This is a genomic window from Pseudomonas brassicacearum subsp. neoaurantiaca, from assembly GCF_013608025.1.
Lineage (GTDB): Bacteria > Pseudomonadota > Gammaproteobacteria > Pseudomonadales > Pseudomonadaceae > Aquipseudomonas.
Genome location: NZ_VDLV01000010.1, coordinates 337,968 through 359,908, shown reverse-complemented (window position 1 = coordinate 359,908; position 21,941 = coordinate 337,968). Strand labels below are relative to the sequence as shown.

The following is a 21,941-nucleotide window of genomic DNA, read 5'->3' as shown; positions in this document are numbered from 1 at the left end:
GACAAGCTTAAACGGCGTAGCGCTGCAGGTTAGCCATCATTTCCTTCAGGGCTTCGAGATTGTCATTGGGGTGAACGGCGTCCTCAAAGTCGCAAATCTGTTGCCAGTGGGCGGCGACATCCTCAGGCGAAAAGCCTTTGCGCGGATCGAACCCGGCGCCAAGGCTGCGCTCCCAGCGCACCTTGCCCATCCAGCCGCCGCCCACTTCGAATAATCCGGAGGTTTCCTGGCAAGCTTCACTGGCCAGGTACACCACCAGCGGACTGACGAGTTCAGGCTTGAGTTGTTCGAACACCTGCGGCGGGATCAGGCCTTCGGTCATACGGGTGCCGCCGGTGGGGGCGATCGCATTGACGTGGATGTTGTTTTTACGGCCTTCGATGGCCAGGGTGCGGGTCAGGCCGTAGAGACCGAGCTTGGCCATTCCGTAGTTGGATTGGCCGAAGTTGCCGTAGATGCCAGACGTGGAGGCGGTGAAAATCACCCGGCCATAATTCTGCTCACGCATATGGGGCCAGGCGGCGCGGGTGACTTTATAAGCACCTTCGACATGGACGCGGTAAACCAGGTCCCAGTCGGCGTCGTCCATTTTATGAAAGGTCTTGTCTCGCAGGATGCCGGCGTTGTTGACGACAACGTCGACGCGACCAAACGCGTCGAGAGCGTTCTGCACAAGCTTGTCGCCGTCGGTGACGGAGTCATGATTGGCCTCGGCAATGCCGCCGGCCTGGCGAATTTCAGCGACCACCCGGTCGGCCGCCGAAGCGTTGGCGCCCTCCCCTTGAGCCGAACCACCCAGGTCGTTGACCAGCACTTTCGCGCCTTGCCGGGCGAACAGCAGCGCATGGGCACGTCCCAGGCCACCACCGGCTCCTGTGACGATCACGACTTTATCTTCGAAGCGCACAGACTCATTCATGGGCAGAACTCCAGCAGGCCGTAGGACAATGAACGGGAGTGTCGGGTACAAGTCCGCTGGTCACAATCAACTGGGTTGAAAGTGAATGTTGGCCGATAAGGTGCAGGGATGATGCGAGCAATCCATCATGAACACGCCACTTGCCTGCGAGGCGCGGCGATGGCCTCGCGAAATGCCAGGTAGTGATCGAGCACCTGCACCGGTGCTTCGGTGTGCGGGTAATGACCGATGTGAGGCAACAACACCGCGTCAGCATGGGGAATGAGCGCCTGGTAACGCGCCACCATATGCGCACCGGAAATCGGGTCGAACGCCCCGTCGATCAGCCGCAACGGCACCTCGCCGCTCTGCATCGCGCGGACCCAGCGATCACGCTGCACGCGACGCTCGGGAATATAGGCAATGAGCTTGTGCATGATTCGCGGCCCGCGATGAGTCTCGACCAGACTCCAGTAATCATCCAGCTCGCTTTCGGTGGGGCCGGTCCAAGGGCCGAAAATCTGCCGAAAACTCTTCACCAGGCCGTCCCTGCAGAAAGCCCGGCCAACCAGCCAGCCCAAGGGGCTGAGCAGCAGTTTCTGCATCAACACCGGACGATGGGTTTCGGGAAACAGGCCACCGTTGAGGAAGACACAGCTGGCGAGGTCAATGCGCGCCTCGCCATGCCGGGCAATCAGTTCCTGGGCCACGCTGTCGCCGTAATCGTGGGCCAGAACGTGAACACCTTGCGTCACGTTCAAGTGGGCGAGCAGTGCTTGTTGCAGATCGGCCTGCTCCAGCAGGCTATAGACATGCTCCGTCGGCTTCGCGGAATCACCAAACCCGAGCATGTCGCAGGCGATGACTCGATAACGCTGTGCCAACGGCTGCCACAGGTAATGCCAGTCCCAACTGGCGGTCGGAAAACCATGGATCAGTAGCAACGGCTCGCCGTGCCCGGCCGCCCAATAACGGATGGCGTGGCCACGAAACATGAATGTCTGGCCGCGCTGACGCCAGATACGCAGCGGGATCTGGACCATGGGCATCAGCTTTTATAGCCTGGATCTTGCTGGTCCAGTCTGCGCAGCAGCGCTGGCCAGGCCAACGCGCCCCCCATGCCCTGGGCACTTTTGGTTACCCCGGCGACCATCGCCCGGGCGCCGGCCAATACCTGCGGCTCGATGGCAATCAATTCGGCCCCGCCCGTCTGGGCCATGACCTGGATGTCGCAGGCTCGCTGGAAAATGAACATCATCAGGAACGTATCGGCAATGGTCCCGCCACAGGTGAGCAGACCATGGTTGTGCAACATGAGAAAATTGCTTTCGCCCAGGTCAGCTTGCAGGCGGGCCTTTTCTTCCGGGTTCAGCGCGACTCCTTCATACGGGTGATAGGCCAGGCTCGACAGCACGAACAGCGATTGCTGGCTGATCGGCAGCACCCCTTGCTTCTGCGCCGACACCGCAACGCCGGACGCAGTATGGGTATGCAGCACACATGTCACATCGTGCCGCACCTCGTGCACCGCGCTGTGGATGGTGTAGCCGGCAGGGTTGATTTCGTAGGGACTGTCCATCAACTTGTTGCCGGCCTGATCGATCTTGACCAGGTTCGAGGCGCTGATTTCGTGGAACATCAACCCATACGGGTTGATAAGGAAGTCTTCGGTGCCGGGAACCTTCGCCGAAATATGCGTGAAGATCAGGTCATCCCAGCCATGCAGCGCGACCAACCGATAGCACGCAGCGAGATCGACTCGGGTTTGCCATTCGGCTGCGCTGACCTGATCCTTTATGCCGGGTGTCGATTGAATGGGCGCTACGCTCACGGCTATGACCTCTGGCTTTATTTTTTATGGGAGAGACGTCCAGGCTCATGGACAAAGAACCAGTCTAGTCATCTCCCGCCAGGTCGGTAGTTGCGTTGGCAGCCAGCTTACTGGCCGAGCGAGTCAGCATCAGGGCTCGCCGGTGGCGGCTCAACCACGCAGCGCAACGATCAACTCGGCCAACCAGGGCTCGGCATCGGTTTCCGGCGTGACGCTTTCGCTGGCATCCAGGCGCAGCATGGGCAGCACTTCATTCACGCCGAGTTCGGCAAACAGCTCGCGCATCTGCTCGCCACCGCCGCAGAACGTGTCGCCGTAACTGGCGTCCCCCAGGCCGATCACCGCGCCAGGCAGTCCACGAAATGAAGCGGGCAGCTGATCACGAATCGTTGAATAAAGCGGCATCAAGTTATCCGGCAACTCGCCCATGCCGGTTGTCGACGTAACGGCGAGCAAGGCTTGCGGTCCGAACGCCTGGATGTCCGCCAGGGTTGCCCGTGGATTGAGGAATGTTTCGAAATCCGCGTCACCGAGCAATTTGGCGGCATGCCGGGCAACTTCTTCGGCCGTGCCGTAGACGGAGCCGGAAAGAATGGCGACTTTCATCGGTCTGATCCTGAAACTGAATAAATAGAATGGTCATGGTAACAGGCTGCGCACTCAAGCTGCGATTGACTCTCAACAACCAATAATAGCCAGTGGACATCTCCCCGCGTTCTTCTAGAATGCAGCGCGTACAGGGAAGTCCAAGGCTGGAGGCCTCATGATCAACGCCCATCTGATGCAATTGGTGATCAATGCGTCCAACGACGGGATCGTCATCGCCGAAAAAGAAGGCGATGACAACATCCTCATTTATGTAAACCCGGCCTTCGAACGGCTGACCGGTTACAGCCGCGACGAAATCCTCTATCAGGATTGTCGCTTCCTGCAGTCAGGCGACCGGGACCAACCGTCCTTGGAGCCCATTCGTGCCGCCTTGAAACAGGGAGGTGCGTGCCGACAGGTGCTGCGCAACTACCGCAAGGATGGCACCCCTTTCTGGAATGAGTTGTCGCTGTCCACCGTAAAAAACGAGGCGGACGGCCACACTTATTTCGTGGGCGTGCAAAAAGACGTTACCGCCCAGGTGAAGGCCCTGCAGCGCGTTGCCCTACTTGAGAAAGAATTGGCCGAAGCCCGGGACATCATTGCTCGATTTAATTCGACGAGCGGTGAAAACAAAACGGCGAATTAATGGTCAGTCACTACAATCACCAGTGATAACGCAAATATTTTTCGAGCACCTTATGCAGCGCGACGCCCTTCTGACCCAGGATGAGCTTGATTTCATCCGGACCATGCAGCACAACCCGCAGTTGAATGAGCGGGATGTCACGTCGAGCTTGCTTGTAAACGGTGGATCACAGATTCGGGATTTGCTGACGCGCCTGGCGGCGAATGAGCAGGTCACGCTGCAGGCCAACTTCGAAAACCAGCAGATGACCTTCCCGTTGCATCTGGTCGAAGATGAATTCCATGCCATGCACCTTCGTCTGGGCGTGCCGAGCATCTATGAGGATGGCCCGAAGATTCGTCCATGGCGCCTGAACCTCGAAGAGCCCGTGGCGCTGGAAAATGTCAACGGCCAGCCGGGCCCGTTATGGGTGCATGAGGTTTCCTGCAAGGGTGTTCTGCTGGAAATCCGCAACCGCACCAAACCACCGAAGCAGTTTTCCTTGTGGTTCAGCCCGTCTGGCTACGAGCGGATTTCGCTGCGTGGCACGTTCGAAAGGGAAACCGCCCAAGGCATGTACGCTTACCACCTGAGCCAGCATGACCAGGACGAAACCGAGCGGCTGCGCCAATACATCCTTCAACAGCATCGCCTGGCTCACCCGGCAATGCATTTGTAGCAAGCCCCTCAAGTGTCCAGATTGCCCGCCAGAAACTGACGCAAACGCTGGCGAATCTCCATTCCGTCGTTTCCCAGACAACCAATCGATGACCCAGCCAGGCTTTCCTGTGCCAGATCGGAGGCATCGCCGGCCAGCATCACCGGACAATCCAGGCTCATCGCCAATTTCTTCAAGCGCTTGGGTAGATCAACCGCCGGTGCGTGATTGGAGACCAGCACCAGTGCCAAGGGCTGGATCTTCTGGCAGACCAGGATCAGCTCGTCAAACGGTTGGCCGACAGTCATCAGCCTGACGTCCACTTCCGCCTTGGACACGAACAGCGCCGTGACCAACAGCTCCAACTCCCGGCACTGACCGCCAATTCCGCTGATCAGCACTCGTCGGGAGGAAACGTCGCGCTTGAGCAGTATCCGCTGCATCACGCGCGAGCGCAGGAAACCGTCGAAGAACAGCCACTCGCTGGTCTGCCCGAACTCATGCTGGCGTTGCAGCAGTTCTCGCCAGAGCGGCATCAGGATGTCTTGGAATACCACTTGCACTGCATAATTGGAAAAAATCTGTCCGTAGACGCGGTCCAGTGCCAAGTCATCGAAATTACCAACCGCATCCGTGACTTGCTGCTGCCAGCGGTTGTAATCGGCACGAACCAGGTCGGGGGAAATGAATTTGGAAACTGGCGGCACCGACTCGGTCCTCGCCAGAATCTTTCCCACCTTGCTGACGGCCACCCCTCGCTCGATCCAGGCGAGAATGCTCCTGACCTTTTCAATATCGCCCAGGGAATACAGGCGATGCCCACTTTCGGTGCGCGTGGGTTGGATCAGGCCATAGCGACGCTCCCATGCGCGCAACGTCACCGGGTTCACCCCAGTCAATCGCGCCACTTCGCGGATGGGAAACAGATCTTCACGCGTCAAGACACTTGATGTGGGAAACACGAAGTTATCTTCGGTGGTTACGCTCATTCCGAGTTCCCGACATAAGAATGTGTCTCATATTACTCCCTCGCAACCCTGTCATTACAAGGACAAATTAGGTCGGCTTGCGAATTTGTTGTTTTTTGCTCGACAAGGAATAATCCTTGCTTTGCCCTTTGTGACTAAACGCAACCCACTACCCTTGGGGGCGTTTCCCGCGAAGCTCTTATCCGGAGCGTTGCGCTTGTACATGGAGATACAAAATGTCTACCTCACCCGTCACCTTGATGGTCGCGCGCCGCGTCGCCAACGGACGCTATCAGGACCTGATCGCCTGGTTGCGTGAAGGCGAGCAACTGGCAACCGATTTTCCCGGCTACCTGGGCTCCGGCGTGCTCGCACCGCCGCCCGAAGACGACGAATTCCAGATCATTTTCAGATTTGCCGACGAGCAGACGCTGCATGCGTGGGAGCATTCAGCCTCGCGCACGGCCTGGCTGGGACGCGGCAGCGAACTGTTTGCCGATCCCTCTGAACACCGGGTGCGAGGCATCGACGGCTGGTTCGGCACGATCGGCCAACGCCCGCCACGCTGGAAGCAGGCCGTGGCGATCTGGCTGGCGTTCTTTCCTGTTTCGTTATTGTTCAATTTCCTGTTGGGACCGTTACTCGGCGAACTGGGCCTGTTGAGCCGGGTTTTAATCAGTACGCTCATCCTGACGCCGCTGATGGTCTATTTGTTTATCCCGATGTCGACTCATTTATTGGCGAGTTGGCTGGCGGGTGCACCACAGCGGCCATTGCCGGCCGCGCAGAATCGTTGACACCATGGACGCAAGCCAGGGCCCGTGAGGGAAACCGAATCGGGCGCTGGATTTTCCCTTGTTCATAGGACGTACCCGCCGTCGCTGTTATAGTTTTGCTTCTGCCGCGAACCGAGCCGTCCCATGCCCAGCGCCACCGCTCCGATCCTGATCACTGGCGCAGCCCAACGCGTCGGCCTGCACTGTGCCCGACGCTTGCTGGAGGACGGCCACCCGGTCATCGCCACGTACCGCACCGAACGCCCAGGCGTGCAAGCGCTACGGGACTCGGGGGCGACGGTACTGTTCGCCGACTTTTCCAGTGAGTCCGGGATCCTGGCCTTCATCGAACAGCTCAAGCAGCACACCGGTCAATTGCGCGCCATCGTGCACAACGCCTCGGCCTGGCTCGCCGAATCCCCGGGCAACGAAGCCGCGGCCTTCAGCGCCATGTTCGGCGTCCACATGCTCGCGCCCTATTTGATCAACCTGCACTGTGCCGATTTGCTGCAGCGCTCGGTGCCGGCGGATATCGTGCACATCAGTGATGACGTGACGCGCAAGGGCAGCAGCAAGCACATCGCCTATTGCGCCACCAAGGCTGGCCTGGAAAGCCTCACGCTTTCTTTCGCGGCGAAATACGCACCGGCCATCAAGGTCAACGGCATCGCCCCGGCCCTGCTACTGTTCAATCCCGACGACGATGCGACCTACCGCGCCAAGGCCCTGGCCAAATCCGCGCTGGGCATCGAACCTGGCAGCGAAGTGATTTACCAAAGCCTGCGCTACTTGCTCGACAATCCTTACGTCACCGGCACGACCCTGACCCTCAACGGCGGGCGGCACATCAAATAGTCCTGTTCCGAGGAAGCACCATGGCCCTTTCGCCCCAGCATTACCGCGAGATCCTGATCGGCCTGGGCGAAGACCCGGAGCGCGAAGGCCTGCTGGACACGCCGGTGCGCGCCGCCAAGGCCATGGAATACCTTTGCCATGGTTATGGGCAGAGCGTCGAGCAGATCGTCAACGGCGCCCTGTTTTCCTCCGACAGCGACGAAATGGTGATCGTCGCCAACATCGAGCTTTATTCGCTGTGCGAACATCACCTGTTGCCCTTCATCGGCAAGGCCCATGTGGCTTATATTCCTACGGGCAAGGTCCTGGGGCTGTCGAAGATCGCCCGGTTGGTGGACATGTTCGCCCGCCGCCTGCAAATCCAGGAAAACCTCACCCGGCAAATCGCCGACGCGGTGCAGCAAGTCACCCAGGCCGCCGGCGTGGCGGTGGTGATCGAAGCCCAGCACATGTGCATGATGATGCGCGGTGTCGAGAAACAGAACTCGACCATGAACACTTCGGTGATGCTTGGCGCTTTTCGCGAGTCCAGCAACACCCGCCAGGAATTCCTGCAATTGATTCGACGGAGCCAATAAATGCCACAACTTCAGCCCGCCATGGCGCGCATCAAGGTCAAGGATCTGCGCCTGCGTACGTTCATCGGGATCAATGAAGACGAGATCCTCAACAAACAGGATGTGTTGATCAACCTGACCATCCTCTATGCGGCGCAAGAGGCCGTGCGCGACAACGACATCGACCATGCCCTGAACTACCGCACCATCACCAAGGCGATCATCGCCCATGTGGAAGGCAACCGCTTCGCCCTGCTCGAACGCCTGACCCAGGAATTGCTCGACCTGGTCATGGCCAACGAGTCGGTGCTGTACGCCGAGGTCGAAGTCGACAAGCCGCACGCCTTGCGCTTCGCCGAGTCCGTGTCGATTACCCTCGCGGCAAGCCGGACAGCTTCGTAGTCGCTGGACGCGTCAAGCGGTAGACTTCAAGCCTGGCCAAGACAATCCAACTCGCAGCTTGAAGCTCGCCGCTTGAAGCTGTCTCGCAGAGATTCCCATGAACGATCAACAACGCCTCGAACTCGAAGCCGCCGCTTTCCGTCGGCTGGTGGCCCACCTGGACAGCCGCAAGGATGTGCAGAACATCGACCTGATGAACCTCGCCGGTTTTTGCCGCAACTGCCTGTCCAAGTGGTACAAGGCCGCCGCCGACGAGCGCCAGATCGAGGTCAGCCTCGATGACGCGCGCGAAGTTGTCTACGGCATGCCCTATGCCGAATGGAAAGCCCAATACCAGAAAGAAGCCAGCGCCGAACAGCAAGCGGCGTTCGCCAAAGGAAATCCCAATGCCTGACCTGAACACCTTTCGCGCCAGCCTCAAGAGCGGTGAACATGCTTTCGCTGACACCCTGGCTTTTATTGCCGAAGGCTACGAATACCAGCCCCAAGCTTTCAACAACGGCGGCGTCGTGAACGCCGCCGGGCAGAACGAAGGCTCCTGCAAGACCCTTGGCCTGGCTCTGCTTGAAGGCTTGAGCGACGAAGAGGCGCTGCTGGCATTCGGCGAACATTATCGCTCGGTGCTGAACACGCCCGAGGGTAGCGACCACGGCAATATCCGCGCATTGATGGCCCACGGCTTGGCCGGCGTGACATTCGAGGCGCAGCCGCTGCAGCGGCGCTGAACGACACAATCGCCCCCATGTCGAAACCCGCTTTTGTGGCGAGGGAGCTTGCTCCCGCTTGAGTGCGCAGCATCATAAAAGTAGCTGCGCCGCAGCCCGAGACCAGCGCTTCGCGCTGGAGTGGGAGCAAGCTCCCTCGCCACGGGTTGCGCATCCCAAATCAGTGGCGCCTCAGCACATCCCGACTTTTATGATTGACCCGGCAACTTTATTTCGTTTGCCGGGCGCTGCTGCTCGCGGCTTAGATAACGCAAATATTTCTTCGTCCGAGCCGTCACCCATGAGCCGCGAAACCATCAGCCAATCGATTTCCTTCGTTCACCCTATCAACCTCAGCCATGGAAAAAACGCCGAAGTCTGGGACACCGATGGCAAACGCTACATCGACTTCGTCGGGGGCATCGGTGTATTGAACCTAGGCCATTGTCACCCGGGCATCGTCGAGGCCATCCGCGACCAAGCCACCCGGCTGACCCATTACGCATTCAATGCCGCCCCTCACAAGCCTTATCTCGATTTGATGAAGCGCCTGGCAGCGTTTATCCCGGTGGATTACCCAGTGAGCGGCATGCTCACCAACAGCGGCGCCGAAGCGGCGGAAAATGCGCTCAAGATTGTGCGCGGCGCCACGGGTCGCACTGCCGTCATCGCCTTTGATGGCGGTTTCCATGGTCGAACCCTGGCCACACTCAATCTCAACGGCAAGGTCGCCCCTTATAAGCAGAAAGTCGGCGTACTGCCCGGGCCTGTCTATCACCTGCCCTACCCTAGCCAGGACAACGGCGTGACGTGCGCCGAGGCCTTGCAAGCCATGGACCGGTTGTTCAGCGTCGAGATTGATGTGAACGATGTGGCCTGCTTTATCGTCGAGCCGGTGCAGGGTGAAGCCGGCTTCCTGGCGATGGATGTGGATTTCGCCCAGGCGCTGCGACAGTTCTGCGACGACAAAGGCATCGTGCTGATCATCGATGAGATCCAGTCCGGTTTCGGTCGCACCGGCCAGCGCTTTGCATTTTCGCGACTGGGCATCGAGCCCGACCTGATCCTGCTGGGCAAGAGCATCGCCGGTGGTGTCCCGTTGGGGGCAGTAATGGGACGCAAGGCCTTGATGGACAACCTGCCCAAGGGCGGCCTCGGCGGCACCTACTCGGGCAACCCTATCGCCTGCGCCGCCGCGCTGGCGACCCTGGACGAGATGACCGACACGAACCTGCGGGCCTGGGGGGCGCGCCAGGAGGAGGCCATAGTAAGCCGCTACGAATCCTGGCGCCGTCGCGGCCTGACGCCTTACCTGGGCCGCCTGACCGGCGTCGGTGCGATGCGCGGGATCGAACTGGCCCACGCCGACGGCACCCCAGCTCCGGCCCAACTGACGCAATTGCTGGCCTCGGCGCGGGAGTCGGGTTTGCTGTTGATGCCCAGCGGGAAATCGCGGCATATCATCCGGCTGCTGGCACCGTTGACGACCGAGCCGGCCGTGTTGGAAGAGGGATTGGATATCCTGGAAGCGTGCCTGGCGGAACTGGCCTGAGATGCATTGTTTCTGACCACACACAGAACCTGTGGGAGCGAGCTTGCTCGCGATAGCGTCAGGTCAGCCAACATCTATGTTGACTGACACACCGTCATCGCGAGCAAGCTCGCTCCCACAAGGGCTCGGCATCCACCCGTTGGTCATGTGACAGGCATTAAAAAACCGGCCGAAGCCGGTTTTTTTTGTGCCCGATGAATCAGAACGAGGCGTTCTGCAGGCCATCCAGGTAACGCTCGGTGTCCAAGGCTGCCATGCAACCGGCACCGGCCGAGGTGATCGCCTGGCGGTAGACGTGGTCGGCCACGTCGCCGGCGGCGAAGATGCCCTCGACGCTGGTAGCGGTGGCGTTGCCGTCGCGGCCGCCCTTGACCACCAGGTAGCCGTCCTTGAGTTCCAGCTGGCCCTCGAACAGCGAGGTGTTCGGGGTGTGGCCGATGGCGATGAACACGCCGTCAACCTTGATCTCGTCAAAGCTGCCGTCGTTGTTTTTCAGGCGAGCACCGGTCACGCCCATGTTGTCACCCAGCACTTCGTCCAGGGTGGCGTTGAGCTTGAGGATGATCTTGCCTTCAGCGACGCGGGCGTTGAGCTTGTCGATCAGGATCTTCTCGGCGCGGAAGGTTTCGCGACGGTGGATCAGGGTAACGGTGCTGGCGATATTGGCCAGGTACAGCGCCTCTTCGACCGCGGTATTACCGCCACCGACCACAGCCACTGGCTTGTTGCGGTAGAAGAAACCGTCGCAGGTGGCGCAGGCCGAGACGCCTTTACCCATGAAGGTTTCTTCCGACGGCAGGCCCAGGTAACGAGCGCTGGCACCGGTGGCGATGATCAGGGCATCGCAAGTGTAAGTCGCGCTGTCGCCGGTCAGGGTGTACGGCTTGGCGGCGAAATCCACGGCGTTGATGTGGTCGAAGACGATCTCGGTCTCGAAGCGTTCGGCGTGTTCCTTCATGCGCTCCATCAAGGCCGGGCCGGTCAGGCCGTGGACGTCGCCCGGCCAGTTGTCGACTTCGGTGGTGGTGGTCAATTGACCGCCGGCCTGCATGCCGGTAATCAGTAGTGGCTTGAGGTTGGCACGGGCCGCATAAACCGCAGCGCTGTAACCGGCAGGGCCGGAACCGAGAATAATCACACGCGAATGACGGACTTCAGACATGACCTGCTCCTGTTGACCGGACCTTGCGGGCCGGAACGCCGGGTGAGCGGCGCGAATAAAAAAGGACCGTTGATGCACTTGGGGAAGGCTTGGGTTCGACAGTCCTGAAAAAAGAATGGGTGCAGCGTATCGAGGGAGCGAAGATTAAGGAAATACGGTTTAACAATCCAGCTCATAGGTGAGCTCTATCCGCTGCGGCGTTCGCAATAGCGACAAACCTTAAACCTTTGTTACACGCCATGTCGTAGCTTTCCCGCATCAAGCAAAGCCGGTAAGGTCGGCGCGTCCATCTATTCTCGGAGCCACCTATGCCCGCCCCCGTCCTGTCCGGCCCGCAATACTTGCGAGAGGGCCTCAAACTGGTCTTGAGCCCCGGCCTGCGGCTGTTTGTGCTGCTGCCCCTGGCGATCAACCTCGTGCTGTTCGTCGGGTTGATCTACCTGGCTGGCCACCAGTTCAGCCTGTGGGTCGATACATTGATGCCTTCGCTGCCGGATTGGCTGGGTTTCCTCAGTTACATCCTCTGGCCGCTGTTCGTCGTCCTTGTAGCGCTGATGGTGTTTTTCACCTTCACCATGCTCGCCAATATCATCGCTGCGCCGTTCAACGGCTTCCTCGCCGAGAAAGTCGAAGTGGTGGTGCGTGGCACAGATGATTTCCCGGCGTTCAGTTGGGGCGAACTGATCGCCATGATCCCGCGGACACTGGCCCGGGAAGCGCGCAAGCTCGGCTATTTCCTACCGCGTGCCCTGGGCCTGTTCGTGCTGTCGTTCATCCCGGTGATCAACATCGTGGCCGCGCCGCTGTGGTTGCTGTTCGGCATCTGGATGATGGCGATCCAGTACATCGACTACCCGGCGGACAACCACAAGCTGGGCTGGAATGAAATGCTCGCCTGGCTGCGGGAGAAACGCTGGCAGAGCCTGGGCTTTGGCGGCAGCGTGTACCTCGTGTTGCTGATCCCGGTGGTCAACGTGCTGATGATGCCGGCGGCGGTGGCCGGGGCGACGTTGTTCTGGGTCCGCGAACAAGGTGCCGAGACGGCGTTGGCACGACAGGGCTGAGCCGGTCACAAATCCATCATGCTGGCGTCACAATGACGAAACGGCCCCGGTCGACACTGGGGTCATGACCACACACCTGCACGTCACCCTCGTTACCGAAACCTTTGCGCCGGAAATCAACGGCGTAGCCAACACCCTCGGCCGTCTCTACGAGGGCTTGCGTGCCCGCGGGCACCGGGTGGAGCTGATTCGCCCCCGTCAGGCCGGTGATCACGGCCAAGTCAGCGACGACCAGCTATTGCTCTGTCGAGGCTGGCCGTTGCCGGGGTACCCGGGGTTGCAGTGGGGGCAGTCCTCGATGCACAAGCTGCTGCGCCGCTGGAAACGCCACCGCCCCGACGTGCTGTACATCGCGACCGAAGGGCCACTGGGTTTGTCGGCCCTGCGAGCGGCGCGGCGCCTGGGCATTTCAGTGGTCAGCGGCTTCCACACCAACTTCCAGCAATACACCCAACAGTACGGGCTCGGATTGTTGAGCCGGGTGCTGACCCATTACTTGCGCTGGTTTCACAACCGCTCCCGCCTGACCCTGGTGCCGAGCCACAGCCAGCGCCTGGAGCTGGAGCGCCGGCATTTCGAGCGCGTGGCGATGTTGTCGCGCGGGGTCGACAGCCAGCTGTTTCATCCAGCCAAACGCTCGGCCACCCTGCGCGAGAGCTGGGGCCTGGGCGATGACGACATTGCGGTCATTCACGTGGGACGCTTGGCGCCGGAGAAAAACCTGGGGCTGCTAAAGCGCAGTTTCGACACGCTGCGCAACGCTTTTCCGACGCGACGGATTCAATTGGTCATCGTCGGCGACGGCCCGCAGCGTCTCGCCCTCGAACAGCAACTGCCCGAAGCCATTTTCTGTGGCGCACAACGAGGCGAAGCATTGGCCGCCCATTACGCATCGGGGGATATGTTCATTTTTCCGAGCCTGACCGAAACCTTCGGCAATGTCGTGCTGGAAGCCTTGGCCTCCGGGCTGGGCGTGGTGGCCTACGATCAGGCTGCGGCGGCGCAACACATCCGCCATGGCTATAACGGCGTATTGGCAATGCCGGGGGATGAAGAAGCGTTCTGCGACGCCGCTCGTTGGCTGCTGGAAGAGCACGAGGCCTTGCGGTGCGTGCGGCTCAATGCGCGGCAGCACGCCAAGCGCCAGGGCTGGGCGGCGGTGGTCGAGCAATTCGAGGCACAGTTGCGCGGCGTTTGTGTGGGCGAGCAGGGAATGCCTGCCGCGCCGACAATGCTTTGATTATTCGGTAATGCTGAGGTCGCCATCACGAGCAAGCTCGCTTCCACAATGAGTGCGCTGAAGATCAAATGTGGGAGCGAGCTTGCTCGCGATATCGGCGGATCAGGCGCCGCTTAAACCAAGGTCATCAACGCTTCGCGACTGAACGGCAAAATATCCTGCTCCCGCCCTTCACGCACTTTCTGCGCCCAATCAGGATCCACCAGCAGCGCACGGCCTACCGCGACCAAGTCGAATTCTTCCTTGTTCAGGCGCTCAAGCAGTTTTTCCAGGCTGGCCGGTTGCGCAACCTTGTCGGTGTTGACCATGAATTGCAGGAACTCGCCATCCAGGCCGACGCTGCCCACGGTGATCGTCGGCTTACCGGTAAGTTTACGGGTCCAGCCGGCCAGGTTCAGTTCGGAACCTTCGAATTCCGGTTCCCAGAAACGACGTGTCGAGCAGTGGAAAATATCCACACCGGCGTCCGCCAAAGGCTTGAGGAATTCACCCAGCGCTTCTGGCGTCTGCACCAGGCGCGCGGTGTAGTCCTGCTGTTTCCATTGGGAAAAGCGGAAGATGATCGGGAAACTCTCGCCCACGGCCGCACGCACCGCACGGATCAATTCGATGGCGAAACGTGAGCGATTGGCGAGGCTGCCGCCGTAGCCATCGGTGCGCTGGTTGCTGCCTTCCCAGAAGAATTGGTCAACCAGATAACCGTGGGCGCCATGGATCTCCACCCCGTCCATGCCGATGTCCTGGGCGTCCTTGGCCGCTTGGGCGAAGGCGGCGATGACTTCGTCGATGTCCGCCTGGTTCATGCCGTGGACCACCACTTGGCCGTCCTTGAGTTTTTCGGTCGGGCCATAACCCGGCACGCTGGCGTCCGGCTCAGTCCCGATGCGACGCACGCTGCCCACATGCCACAACTGCGGAACGATCTTGCCACCTTCGGCGTGCACGGCATCGACCACTTCTTTCCAGCCCGCCAACGCGGCATCGCCGTAGAAGTGCGGCACGTTCGAATAGCCGTTGGAAGCCTTGTGGCCGACCGTCGAGCCTTCGGTGATGATCAGCCCGACCCCGGCCGCTGCGCGACGACGGTAATACTCGATCACCTTGGCGTTCGGTACGCCACCCGGCGAAAAGGAACGGGTCATCGGCGCCATCACCACCCGGGTCGGCAGCTCGAGGGCGCCGAGATGAAAGGGTTTGAACAGGGCTTGTACAGGCATGGGGCTCTCCACGGGACGGGTCGCAGTCAGATATGACGACGATAATATGGAGCATCCGCAACGCTGGGTAGCACTATTGATTGGAGTGATTAAGGGTTAGAAGGATGTGGGAGGATCGTGTTGGGGTGGCTTAAACCGTATGCACTGCCGGACGCAAGACCTGTGGCGAGGGAGCTTGCTCCCGCTCGGTTGCGCAGCGACCGCCAAAAGCCGGGGCTGCTACGCAGCCCAGCGGGAGCAAGCTCCCTCGCCACAAGGGCTCAGCGTATGGCTTAGGACAGCGCTTTCTCGATCGCCTGGATCACGGCAGGATCATCCGGCGCAGTACGCGGCGAGAACCGTGCCAGCACCCGGCCGTCCTTGCCGACCAGGAATTTTTCGAAATTCCAGGTGATGTCCCCCGGGAACTCGGCCCCTTCGCCTGCCAGCAGGCGATACAGCTGATGACGGTCAGGACCGTTCACTTCCAGCTTGCTGGCCAACGGAAACGTCACACCATAGTTGAGGCTGCAGAACTCCTGGATTTCCTGCTCGGTTCCAGGCTCCTGTCCGGCGAACTGATTGCAGGGCAGGCCCAGCACACTGAAGCCTCGGGCCTTGTATTGCTGATAGAGATTTTCCAGTGCCGCGTACTGAGGCGTCAGGCCACATTTGGAGGCGACGTTGACCACCAGCACGACTTGCCCCTTGAACGGCGCCAGAGCAAGCTCCTGACCATCCAGGGTTTTCAATTTCAGGTCGTGGAAAGCACTCATGACGAACTCCAATTCGCAGATCTTTTCGAAACAGCCGTGGTTGATGCTAACAGCAAGTGACTAAAAAGGCGCCGTACGGCGCCTTTCCAGTTCACTGGTTACCTGAGCGTAGCGCAGAAATCAGTGGTGATGGCCGCCTTCGCCATGGACGTGACCATGGGCGATTTCTTCTTGGCTGGCATCACGGATATCGACGATCTTGACCTGGAAATTCAAGCGCTGGCCGGCCAACGGATGGTTGCCGTCAACGGTCACGTCATCGCCGTCCAGGTCGCGGATGGTCACGATCTGCATCTGGCCATCGGGGGCGGAAGCGTGGAACTGCATGCCCACTTCGAGCTCATCCACACCTTCGAACATGCTGCGGCTCAAGGTGCTGACCAATTCGGCGGAGTACTCGCCATAGGCATCTTCCGGCTCGACGGCTACGGTCAGCTCGTCACCGGTGGTCTTGCCTTCCAGGGCTTTTTCCAGACCCTGGATGATGTTGCCTGCACCATGCAGGTAGACCAGCGGAGCGCCGCCGGCAGAGCTGTCGATGACCTCACCAGCGTCGTTGGTCAGGGTATAGTCGATGGAGACAGCCTTATTGGCGGCGATCAGCATGGGGCGAGACCTTTTGCATAAGAATGAAGAACGGACAAGTCTAAACAAGGATTTGCCCGAAAGCGAACGGAACCCGGACAAACGGGCTAGCTCGAACAGACCAACGGTCACGGGTTTCCATCAGGATGAGGATGGCCACTGGGTCGCCGAGCTGTCCTGCGGCCACACCCAGCATCTGCGCCACCAGCCACCGTGGCAGTCCAGGGCCTGGGTGCTGGACCCTGTGCAACGTATTGAAAAATTAGGCCAGCCCTTTGATTGCGGCTGGTGCGCTCAGGGCCCGGTTAGCGATAACCTTGGCGACTGAATTGTGGGTAGATGACCAGCCATAGGTCGCGCCCTGGTGTCCTGTCGCACAAATACAGGACACTCGTCATGCACCCTTAGAGAATCCGCATGCAAACTTTTTTTATCGCACCCACCGATTTTGGTGTGGGTCTGACCTCCATCAGCCTCGGGCTGGTGCGTACACTTGAACGGGCCGGGCTGAAAGTCGGCTTCTTCAAACCCATCGCCCAGCCCCACCCTGGCGATACCGGCCCGGAACGTTCCACCGAGCTGGTGGCCCGTACCCATGGCCTCAAACCGCCGCAACCGCTGGGCCTGGCCCACGTGGAGCGCATGCTCGGCGATGGCCAGCTCGACGAATTGCTGGAAGAAATCATCACCCTCTACCAGCAGGCCGCCATCGGCAAGGACGTGCTGGTCGTCGAAGGCATGGTCCCGACCCGCAGCGCCAGTTATGCCGCACGGGTCAACCTGCACCTGGCCAAGAGCCTGGACGCCGAAGTCATTCTGGTCTCGGCGCCGGAAAACGAAGTGCTGACGGAGCTGTCCGGTCGCGTTGAGTTGCAGGCGCAACTGTTTGGCGGGCCAAAGGACCCGAAAGTCCTCGGCGTGATCCTGAACAAAGTTCGCACCGACGAGAGCATGGAGGCGTTCACCGCGCGGCTCAAAGAGCACTCGCCGTTACTGCGCAGCGGCGACTTCCGCCTGCTGGGCTGCATCCCGTTCCGCCCCGAACTCAATGCCCCGCGCACCCGCGACGTGGCCGACCTGATGGGCGCACAGGTGCTTAACGCCGGTGACTACGAAACCCGGCGCATGAGCAATATCATCATTTGCGCCCGCACCATGCGCAACACCGTGGAACTGCTCAAGCCCGGCGTGCTGGTGGTAACACCCGGAGATCGCGACGACATCATCCTGGCCGTGAGCCTGGCGGCGATCAACGGCGTGCCGCTGGCCGGCCTGTTGTTGACCAGCGACACCCTGCCCGACCCACGCATCATGGAGCTGTGCCGTGGCGCCTTGCAGGCGGGCTTGCCTGTGTTGTCAGTGAGCACCGGCTCCTATGACACCGCCAACCTGCTCCACGGCCTGAACAAGGAAATCCCGATCGATGACCGCGAACGCGCGGAGATCATCACCGATTTCGTCGCCAGTCACCTGGACGCCAAATGGCTGCACCAGCGCTGCGGCACGCCACGGGAAATGCGCCTGTCGCCCGCGGTGTTCCGCTATCAATTGATCCAGCGTGCCCAGGCCGCGAACAAACGCATCGTATTGCCCGAAGGCAGCGAGCCGTTGACCGTCCAGGCCGCCGCCATCTGCCAGGCCCGGGGCATCGCCCGCTGCGTATTGCTGGCGAAACCGGCCGACGTCGAAGCAGTGGCCCGCGCCCAAGGCATCGAACTGCCGCCGGGGTTGGAGATTCTCGACCCGGATGCGATTCGCGAGCGTTATGTCGAGCCGATGGTGAGATTGCGCAAGAGCAAAAGCCTGAACGCCCCCATGGCCGAGCAGCAATTGGAAGACACCGTGGTGATCGGCACGATGATGCTGGCGCTGGATGAAGTGGACGGGCTGGTCTCCGGTGTCATCCACTCCACCGCCAACACCATCCGCCCGGCACTGCAACTGATCAAGACCGCGCCAGGCTGTTCGCTGGTGTCGTCGGTGTTTTTCATGCTGTTTCCCGAAGAAGTCCTGGTCTACGGCGACTGCGTGATGAACCCGCACCCCAGCGCAGCGGAGCTCGCGGAAATCGCCTTGCAAAGCGCCGACTCGGCGGCGGCGTTCGGCATTACGCCGCGGGTGGCGATGCTCAGCTATTCCAGCGGCGAGTCGGCCAGTGGCGAAGAAGTGGAAAAAGTTCGCGAAGCCACCCTGCTGGCCCATGAGGCCCAACACGGTTTGTTGATCGACGGCCCGCTGCAATACGACGCCGCTGCCAACGAAACCGTGGCGCGGCAACTGGCGCCCAATAGCCAAGTGGCAGGCCGGGCGACGGTGTTCATTTTCCCGGACCTGAACACCGGCAACACCACCCACAAGGCCGTGCAGCGCAGCGCCGACTGCGTCAGCCTCGGGCCGATGCTGCAAGGCCTGCGCAAACCGGTGAACGACTTGCCGCGCGGCGCCCAGGTCGACGACATCGTCTACACCATCGCCCTGACCGCGATCCAGGCCGCCAACCGACCCATGGATATTTGATCAATGCTCGATTCCCTGCCTGTTCCCTTGCGCGGCGTCATTGCCTCGCTGCTGTTGGCACTCAATACCATCGCCTGCTGCACACCGCTGTTCATCGTGGCGATCTTCAAACTACTGCTGCCCTTCCCCGCCGCCCAGCGCTTCACCGACTGGCTGATGAGCCACATCCATGAAGCCTGGATCAGCAACAACAAGGTCTGGATGAACCTGGTGCGCTCTACCCGCTGGCACATCAGCGGCCTGGAAGGCCTGGACTACCAGCATTCGTATCTGGTCACCAGCAACCACCAGAGCTGGGTCGATATCATGGTGTTGCAGTACGTGCTGAACCGACGCATCCGCCCGTTGAAATTTTTCCTCAAGCAAGAGTTGATCTGGGTGCCGGTGATCGGCCTGGCCTGGTGGGCGCTGGGCTTCCCGTTCATGAAGCGCTACTCCAAGGCTTACCTGGAAAAGCACCCGGAGAAGAAAGGCAAGGACCTGGAAACCACCCGCAAGACCTGCGCGAAGTTTCGCAACAACCCGGTGGGCATCTTCAATTTCGTCGAAGGCACGCGCTTTACCGAAGGCAAGCATGCGCAGCAACAGTCACCGTTTCGCTATTTGCTCAAGCCCAAGGCCGGCGGCATCGCGTTCGTGCTCGATGCGATGGGTGAGCAACTGGAGTCGATCATCAACGTGACCATCCATTATCCGGGCGGTCGCCCAGGGTATTGGGATCTGCTCTGCGGCAACGTTGGCGAAGTGGTGGTGCATTTCCAGGAACTGACGATCCCGCCGCAATTCATTGGCAAAAGCTACGACCAGGACGGGGAATATCGCCTGGAGTTCCAGGGTTGGATCAACCAGTTGTGGCAGGACAAGGATGCGCTGCTGGAGCAGATGCATCGCGAGTACCCCGCCAAGTCCTGAGGGGACTGCACTGGCCTCATCGCGAGCAAGCTCGCTCCCACAATGGTCAGCGGTAAAGCAACCCCCTGTGGGAGCGAGCTTGCTCGCGATGGCGTCCTTCCAGACAACAAAAAAAAGCCCGCAGATGATCACTCATCTGCGGGCTTTTTAGTGACAGCGGCGAGCCTTAGATCGCCCCACGCTTGCGCAGCAGATCCAGCACCTGCTTGACGCTTTCTTCCAACGTCAGCGATTGCGTGTCGATCACCAGGTCGGCATCCAGCGGCACGTCGTACGGGAAGGACTCGCCCGGGATGTTATCCCCGGCAGCCGCGTACAGCCCTTGCGGATCACGCTGGGCGCATACCGCTGGCGAGGCCTGGACGTAGACGGTCAGCAGGCGCTCGCGGCCGATCAGGTCCTTGGCCTGTTCACGCCCTTCGGCGCTTGGTGCAACGAACGCGGCCAGGGTCAGCAGGCCAGCTTCGTTGAACTGGCGGGCGACGTGAGCCGCACGGCGCCAATTTTCGGTTCGCCCGCTGCGATCCTGCGGCAGGCCTTTGTTCAGGTCGTGACGAAGGTTCTGCCCGTCGAGCACGAACACCGCACGGCCCATGTCGAACAGCTTGCGCTCCACCGCATAGGCCAACGTGCTCTTGCCCGCGCCGGACAGGCCGCTGAACAGCACCGTGGCCGGCTGTTGGCCGAAGCGTTGGGTACGTTCTTCCACCGACACATGGGCCAGCTTGCCGTGGTGCGTGCTGCTGCCATGGGCCAAAGGCTGCGCCACGATCATGCCCGCGCCGACGGTACCGTTGGTCAGGCGGTCGATGACGATGAACGCGCCGGTGGTGCGGTTGCTCTCGTAACCGTCCAGGGCGATCGGCGCATCCAGGGCGATCTTCACCTTGCCGATTTCGTTGAGCTGCAACGCGCTGGCCGGACCTTCTTCCAAGGTGTTCACATCGACCTTGTTGACGATGCTGGCAATCGAACCCGGCACGTAGCTGGTGGCGCGCTTGATGTCGTATTTCTTGCCCGGCAGCATCGGCTCCTCGGCCATCCACACCAGCATCGCTTCGAAGCTGTCGGTGACCGGCGGAACGTTGTCGGCATGCACCAGCAGGTCGCCACGGGAGATGTCGATCTCGTCTTCCATGGTCAGCGTCACGGCTTGGCCTGGGCCGGCATGTTCCAGCTCACCCTCGAAGGTGACGATGGATTTCACGCGGCTGCTCTTGCCCGACGGCAATACCACCACTTCGTCGCCCTTGTGCACGATGCCGCTGGCAAGCGTGCCGGCGAAACCGCGGAAGTTCAGGTTCGGACGGTTGACGTACTGCACCGGGAAACGCAGGTCGGTGAAGTTGCGGTCGCCCGCCACTTCCACGGTCTCGAGGATTTCCATCAGCGACTGGCCGGTGTACCACGGCGAACGCTCGGACTTGTTCACCACGTTGTCGCCCTTGAGGGCCGACATCGGCACGAAGTGCATGCTGGTGGGCTTCATCTTCAAGCCTTCGGCGAACTTCAGGTAGTCGGCCTTGATCGACTCGAACACACCTTGGTCGAAGTCCTTGAGGTCCATCTTGTTGATGGCCACGACGATGTGCTTGATGCCCAGCAACGAGGCGATGAAGCTGTGGCGACGGGTCTGGGTCTGCACGCCATAGCGCGCATCCACCAGGATGATCGCCAGGTCACAGGTGGAGGCACCGGTGGCCATGTTGCGGGTGTACTGCTCATGGCCGGGGGTGTCGGCGATGATGAATTTGCGCTTGGCGGTGGAGAAATAGCGGTACGCGACATCAATGGTGATGCCTTGCTCGCGCTCGGCCTGCAGGCCGTCGACCAGCAACGCCAGGTCGATATCGTCACCGGTGGTGCCGACTTTCTTCGAATCGCGGGTGATGGCTTCCAGGTGATCTTCGTAGATCATCTTGGAGTCGTGCAGCAGGCGCCCGATCAGGGTGCTCTTGCCGTCGTCGACGTTACCGCAGGTCAGGAAGCGCAGCAGCTCTTTACGCTCGTGCTGGCCCAGGTAGGCGAGGATGTCCTCGCTGATCAAATCAGATTGATGCGACATGACAGCC

General features: G+C 60.5%; 24 protein-coding genes. 14 read left to right on the top strand and 10 right to left on the bottom strand.

Annotated features, from left to right (window positions below; translation table 11 throughout):
* Positions 1–7: 7 nt before the first annotated feature.
* The 4 genes from FHK92_RS08315 to FHK92_RS08300 all read right to left on the bottom strand — a co-directional run bounded on the left by FHK92_RS08315 (position 8) and on the right by FHK92_RS08300 (position 3,335).
* Positions 8–919, bottom strand: a complete 912-nt coding sequence (locus tag FHK92_RS08315; protein ID WP_181287629.1) for an SDR family oxidoreductase — start codon at positions 917–919, stop codon at positions 8–10.
* A 125-nt stretch (positions 920–1,044) separates the two neighbouring features.
* Positions 1,045–1,947, bottom strand: coding sequence for an alpha/beta fold hydrolase (locus FHK92_RS08310; protein ID WP_181287628.1), 903 nt, complete (start codon positions 1,945–1,947; stop codon positions 1,045–1,047).
* Entirely contained in the window at positions 1,947–2,729 is a 783-nt protein-coding gene (locus FHK92_RS08305; RefSeq protein ID WP_181287627.1) for a class II aldolase/adducin family protein, read from the bottom strand. Before FHK92_RS08305 ends, FHK92_RS08310 begins: the two co-directional genes overlap by 1 nt.
* A 150-nt stretch (positions 2,730–2,879) precedes the next feature.
* Positions 2,880–3,335 (bottom strand): flavodoxin, encoded by a 456-nt coding sequence (locus FHK92_RS08300; protein WP_181287626.1) that lies wholly within the window; start codon positions 3,333–3,335, stop codon positions 2,880–2,882.
* Between the two features lie 157 nt (positions 3,336–3,492).
* Here FHK92_RS08300 and FHK92_RS08295 point away from each other — a divergent pair, with 157 nt between their 5' ends.
* Complete coding sequence (locus FHK92_RS08295; protein WP_181287625.1) at positions 3,493–3,966, top strand: PAS domain-containing protein; 474 nt, start codon at positions 3,493–3,495, stop codon at positions 3,964–3,966.
* A 52-nt stretch (positions 3,967–4,018) separates the two neighbouring features.
* Positions 4,019–4,624 carry a hypothetical protein gene (locus tag FHK92_RS08290; protein WP_181287624.1) on the top strand — a complete coding sequence of 202 codons (606 nt, stop codon included), beginning with the start codon at positions 4,019–4,021 and terminating at the stop codon, positions 4,622–4,624.
* 8 nt (positions 4,625–4,632) lie between these two features.
* On the opposite strand, the gene FHK92_RS08285 is transcribed toward FHK92_RS08290, so the two are convergent.
* The gene (locus FHK92_RS08285; RefSeq protein ID WP_181287623.1) at positions 4,633–5,592 is read right to left on the bottom strand and encodes a MerR family transcriptional regulator; all 960 of its coding nucleotides are present in this window, start codon (positions 5,590–5,592) and stop codon (positions 4,633–4,635) included.
* Between the two features lie 215 nt (positions 5,593–5,807).
* Between FHK92_RS08285 and FHK92_RS08280 the strand changes: the two genes are divergently transcribed.
* The 7 genes from FHK92_RS08280 to FHK92_RS08250 all read left to right on the top strand — a co-directional run bounded on the left by FHK92_RS08280 (position 5,808) and on the right by FHK92_RS08250 (position 10,417).
* Complete coding sequence (locus FHK92_RS08280) at positions 5,808–6,368, top strand: antibiotic biosynthesis monooxygenase (protein WP_181287622.1); 561 nt, start codon at positions 5,808–5,810, stop codon at positions 6,366–6,368.
* Positions 6,369–6,491: 123 nt separating this feature from the next.
* Positions 6,492–7,202 (top strand): dihydromonapterin reductase, encoded by a 711-nt coding sequence (gene folM, locus FHK92_RS08275; RefSeq protein WP_181287621.1) that lies wholly within the window; start codon positions 6,492–6,494, stop codon positions 7,200–7,202.
* A gap of 20 nt (positions 7,203–7,222) precedes the next feature.
* The gene (gene folE, locus FHK92_RS08270; protein ID WP_181287620.1) at positions 7,223–7,780 is read left to right on the top strand and encodes a GTP cyclohydrolase I FolE; all 558 of its coding nucleotides are present in this window, start codon (positions 7,223–7,225) and stop codon (positions 7,778–7,780) included.
* Complete coding sequence (gene folX / locus FHK92_RS08265) at positions 7,781–8,161, top strand: dihydroneopterin triphosphate 2'-epimerase (RefSeq protein WP_181287619.1); 381 nt, start codon at positions 7,781–7,783, stop codon at positions 8,159–8,161.
* Between the two features lie 97 nt (positions 8,162–8,258).
* Positions 8,259–8,555 (top strand): DUF1244 domain-containing protein, encoded by a 297-nt coding sequence (locus FHK92_RS08260; protein ID WP_181287618.1) that lies wholly within the window; start codon positions 8,259–8,261, stop codon positions 8,553–8,555.
* Positions 8,548–8,886: a HopJ type III effector protein gene (locus FHK92_RS08255; RefSeq protein ID WP_181287617.1), complete on the top strand. Its 339-nt coding sequence runs from the start codon at positions 8,548–8,550 to the stop codon at positions 8,884–8,886. The genes FHK92_RS08260 and FHK92_RS08255 overlap by 8 nt, the downstream gene beginning before the upstream one ends.
* A gap of 280 nt (positions 8,887–9,166) precedes the next feature.
* Positions 9,167–10,417 (top strand): 2-aminoadipate transaminase, encoded by a 1,251-nt coding sequence (locus tag FHK92_RS08250; protein ID WP_181287616.1) that lies wholly within the window; start codon positions 9,167–9,169, stop codon positions 10,415–10,417.
* A gap of 199 nt (positions 10,418–10,616) precedes the next feature.
* On the opposite strand, the gene trxB is transcribed toward FHK92_RS08250, so the two are convergent.
* The gene (trxB, locus tag FHK92_RS08245) at positions 10,617–11,579 is read right to left on the bottom strand and encodes a thioredoxin-disulfide reductase (protein ID WP_030139882.1); all 963 of its coding nucleotides are present in this window, start codon (positions 11,577–11,579) and stop codon (positions 10,617–10,619) included.
* Between the two features lie 308 nt (positions 11,580–11,887).
* Between trxB and cysZ the strand changes: the two genes are divergently transcribed.
* Positions 11,888–12,643 carry a sulfate transporter CysZ gene (gene cysZ, locus FHK92_RS08240; RefSeq protein WP_181287615.1) on the top strand — a complete coding sequence of 252 codons (756 nt, stop codon included), beginning with the start codon at positions 11,888–11,890 and terminating at the stop codon, positions 12,641–12,643.
* A 64-nt stretch (positions 12,644–12,707) separates the two neighbouring features.
* Positions 12,708–13,883 carry a glycosyltransferase family 4 protein gene (locus FHK92_RS08235; protein WP_181287614.1) on the top strand — a complete coding sequence of 392 codons (1,176 nt, stop codon included), beginning with the start codon at positions 12,708–12,710 and terminating at the stop codon, positions 13,881–13,883.
* A gap of 113 nt (positions 13,884–13,996) precedes the next feature.
* Here FHK92_RS08235 and FHK92_RS08230 read toward each other — a convergent pair whose 3' ends face one another.
* The 3 genes from FHK92_RS08230 to FHK92_RS08220 all read right to left on the bottom strand — a co-directional run bounded on the left by FHK92_RS08230 (position 13,997) and on the right by FHK92_RS08220 (position 16,461).
* Complete coding sequence (locus FHK92_RS08230; protein ID WP_181287613.1) at positions 13,997–15,100, bottom strand: NADH:flavin oxidoreductase; 1,104 nt, start codon at positions 15,098–15,100, stop codon at positions 13,997–13,999.
* Positions 15,101–15,372: 272 nt separating this feature from the next.
* Positions 15,373–15,855, bottom strand: a complete 483-nt coding sequence (locus FHK92_RS08225; protein WP_181287612.1) for a glutathione peroxidase — start codon at positions 15,853–15,855, stop codon at positions 15,373–15,375.
* A 120-nt stretch (positions 15,856–15,975) separates the two neighbouring features.
* Complete coding sequence (locus tag FHK92_RS08220) at positions 15,976–16,461, bottom strand: FKBP-type peptidyl-prolyl cis-trans isomerase (protein ID WP_181287611.1); 486 nt, start codon at positions 16,459–16,461, stop codon at positions 15,976–15,978.
* On the opposite strand from FHK92_RS08220, the gene FHK92_RS08215 reads away from it, so the two are divergent.
* The 3 genes from FHK92_RS08215 (at position 16,430) to FHK92_RS08205 (ending at position 19,869) form a co-directional block, all read left to right on the top strand.
* Entirely contained in the window at positions 16,430–16,768 is a 339-nt protein-coding gene (locus tag FHK92_RS08215) for a DUF3565 domain-containing protein (RefSeq protein WP_181287610.1), read from the top strand. The two genes, FHK92_RS08220 and FHK92_RS08215, sit on opposite strands and share 32 nt — an antisense overlap.
* An 89-nt stretch (positions 16,769–16,857) precedes the next feature.
* Positions 16,858–18,957 (top strand): phosphate acetyltransferase, encoded by a 2,100-nt coding sequence (gene pta / locus FHK92_RS08210; protein ID WP_181287609.1) that lies wholly within the window; start codon positions 16,858–16,860, stop codon positions 18,955–18,957.
* A 3-nt stretch (positions 18,958–18,960) separates the two neighbouring features.
* Positions 18,961–19,869 carry an acyltransferase gene (locus FHK92_RS08205; RefSeq protein ID WP_181287608.1) on the top strand — a complete coding sequence of 303 codons (909 nt, stop codon included), beginning with the start codon at positions 18,961–18,963 and terminating at the stop codon, positions 19,867–19,869.
* A gap of 166 nt (positions 19,870–20,035) precedes the next feature.
* Here FHK92_RS08205 and cysN read toward each other — a convergent pair whose 3' ends face one another.
* Entirely contained in the window at positions 20,036–21,934 is a 1,899-nt protein-coding gene (cysN, locus tag FHK92_RS08200; protein ID WP_181287607.1) for a sulfate adenylyltransferase subunit CysN, read from the bottom strand.
* Between the last annotated feature and the right edge of the window lie 7 nt (positions 21,935–21,941).

Bases quoted from the DNA above. Each gene is read 5' to 3' on its own strand.
- FHK92_RS08315 (WP_181287629.1), bottom strand. From the start codon at position 919: ATGAATGAGTCTGTGCGCTTCGAAGATAAAGTCGTGATCGTCACAGGA.
- FHK92_RS08310 (WP_181287628.1), bottom strand. From the start codon at position 1,947: ATGCCCATGGTCCAGATCCCGCTGCGTATCTGGCGTCAGCGCGGCCAG.
- FHK92_RS08300 (WP_181287626.1), bottom strand. From the start codon at position 3,335: ATGAAAGTCGCCATTCTTTCCGGCTCCGTCTACGGCACGGCCGAAGAA.
- FHK92_RS08295 (WP_181287625.1), top strand. From the start codon at position 3,493: ATGATCAACGCCCATCTGATGCAATTGGTGATCAATGCGTCCAACGAC.
- FHK92_RS08290 (WP_181287624.1), top strand. From the start codon at position 4,019: ATGCAGCGCGACGCCCTTCTGACCCAGGATGAGCTTGATTTCATCCGG.
- FHK92_RS08285 (WP_181287623.1), bottom strand. From the start codon at position 5,592: ATGAGCGTAACCACCGAAGATAACTTCGTGTTTCCCACATCAAGTGTC.
- FHK92_RS08280 (WP_181287622.1), top strand. From the start codon at position 5,808: ATGTCTACCTCACCCGTCACCTTGATGGTCGCGCGCCGCGTCGCCAAC.
- folM (WP_181287621.1), top strand. From the start codon at position 6,492: ATGCCCAGCGCCACCGCTCCGATCCTGATCACTGGCGCAGCCCAACGC.
- folE (WP_181287620.1), top strand. From the start codon at position 7,223: ATGGCCCTTTCGCCCCAGCATTACCGCGAGATCCTGATCGGCCTGGGC.
- folX (WP_181287619.1), top strand. From the start codon at position 7,781: ATGCCACAACTTCAGCCCGCCATGGCGCGCATCAAGGTCAAGGATCTG.
- FHK92_RS08260 (WP_181287618.1), top strand. From the start codon at position 8,259: ATGAACGATCAACAACGCCTCGAACTCGAAGCCGCCGCTTTCCGTCGG.
- FHK92_RS08255 (WP_181287617.1), top strand. From the start codon at position 8,548: ATGCCTGACCTGAACACCTTTCGCGCCAGCCTCAAGAGCGGTGAACAT.
- FHK92_RS08250 (WP_181287616.1), top strand. From the start codon at position 9,167: ATGAGCCGCGAAACCATCAGCCAATCGATTTCCTTCGTTCACCCTATC.
- trxB (WP_030139882.1), bottom strand. From the start codon at position 11,579: ATGTCTGAAGTCCGTCATTCGCGTGTGATTATTCTCGGTTCCGGCCCT.
- cysZ (WP_181287615.1), top strand. From the start codon at position 11,888: ATGCCCGCCCCCGTCCTGTCCGGCCCGCAATACTTGCGAGAGGGCCTC.
- FHK92_RS08235 (WP_181287614.1), top strand. From the start codon at position 12,708: ATGACCACACACCTGCACGTCACCCTCGTTACCGAAACCTTTGCGCCG.
- FHK92_RS08230 (WP_181287613.1), bottom strand. From the start codon at position 15,100: ATGCCTGTACAAGCCCTGTTCAAACCCTTTCATCTCGGCGCCCTCGAG.
- FHK92_RS08225 (WP_181287612.1), bottom strand. From the start codon at position 15,855: ATGAGTGCTTTCCACGACCTGAAATTGAAAACCCTGGATGGTCAGGAG.
- FHK92_RS08215 (WP_181287610.1), top strand. From the start codon at position 16,430: ATGGAGACAGCCTTATTGGCGGCGATCAGCATGGGGCGAGACCTTTTG.
- FHK92_RS08220 (WP_181287611.1), bottom strand. From the start codon at position 16,461: ATGCTGATCGCCGCCAATAAGGCTGTCTCCATCGACTATACCCTGACC.
- pta (WP_181287609.1), top strand. From the start codon at position 16,858: ATGCAAACTTTTTTTATCGCACCCACCGATTTTGGTGTGGGTCTGACC.
- FHK92_RS08205 (WP_181287608.1), top strand. From the start codon at position 18,961: ATGCTCGATTCCCTGCCTGTTCCCTTGCGCGGCGTCATTGCCTCGCTG.
- cysN (WP_181287607.1), bottom strand. From the start codon at position 21,934: ATGTCGCATCAATCTGATTTGATCAGCGAGGACATCCTCGCCTACCTG.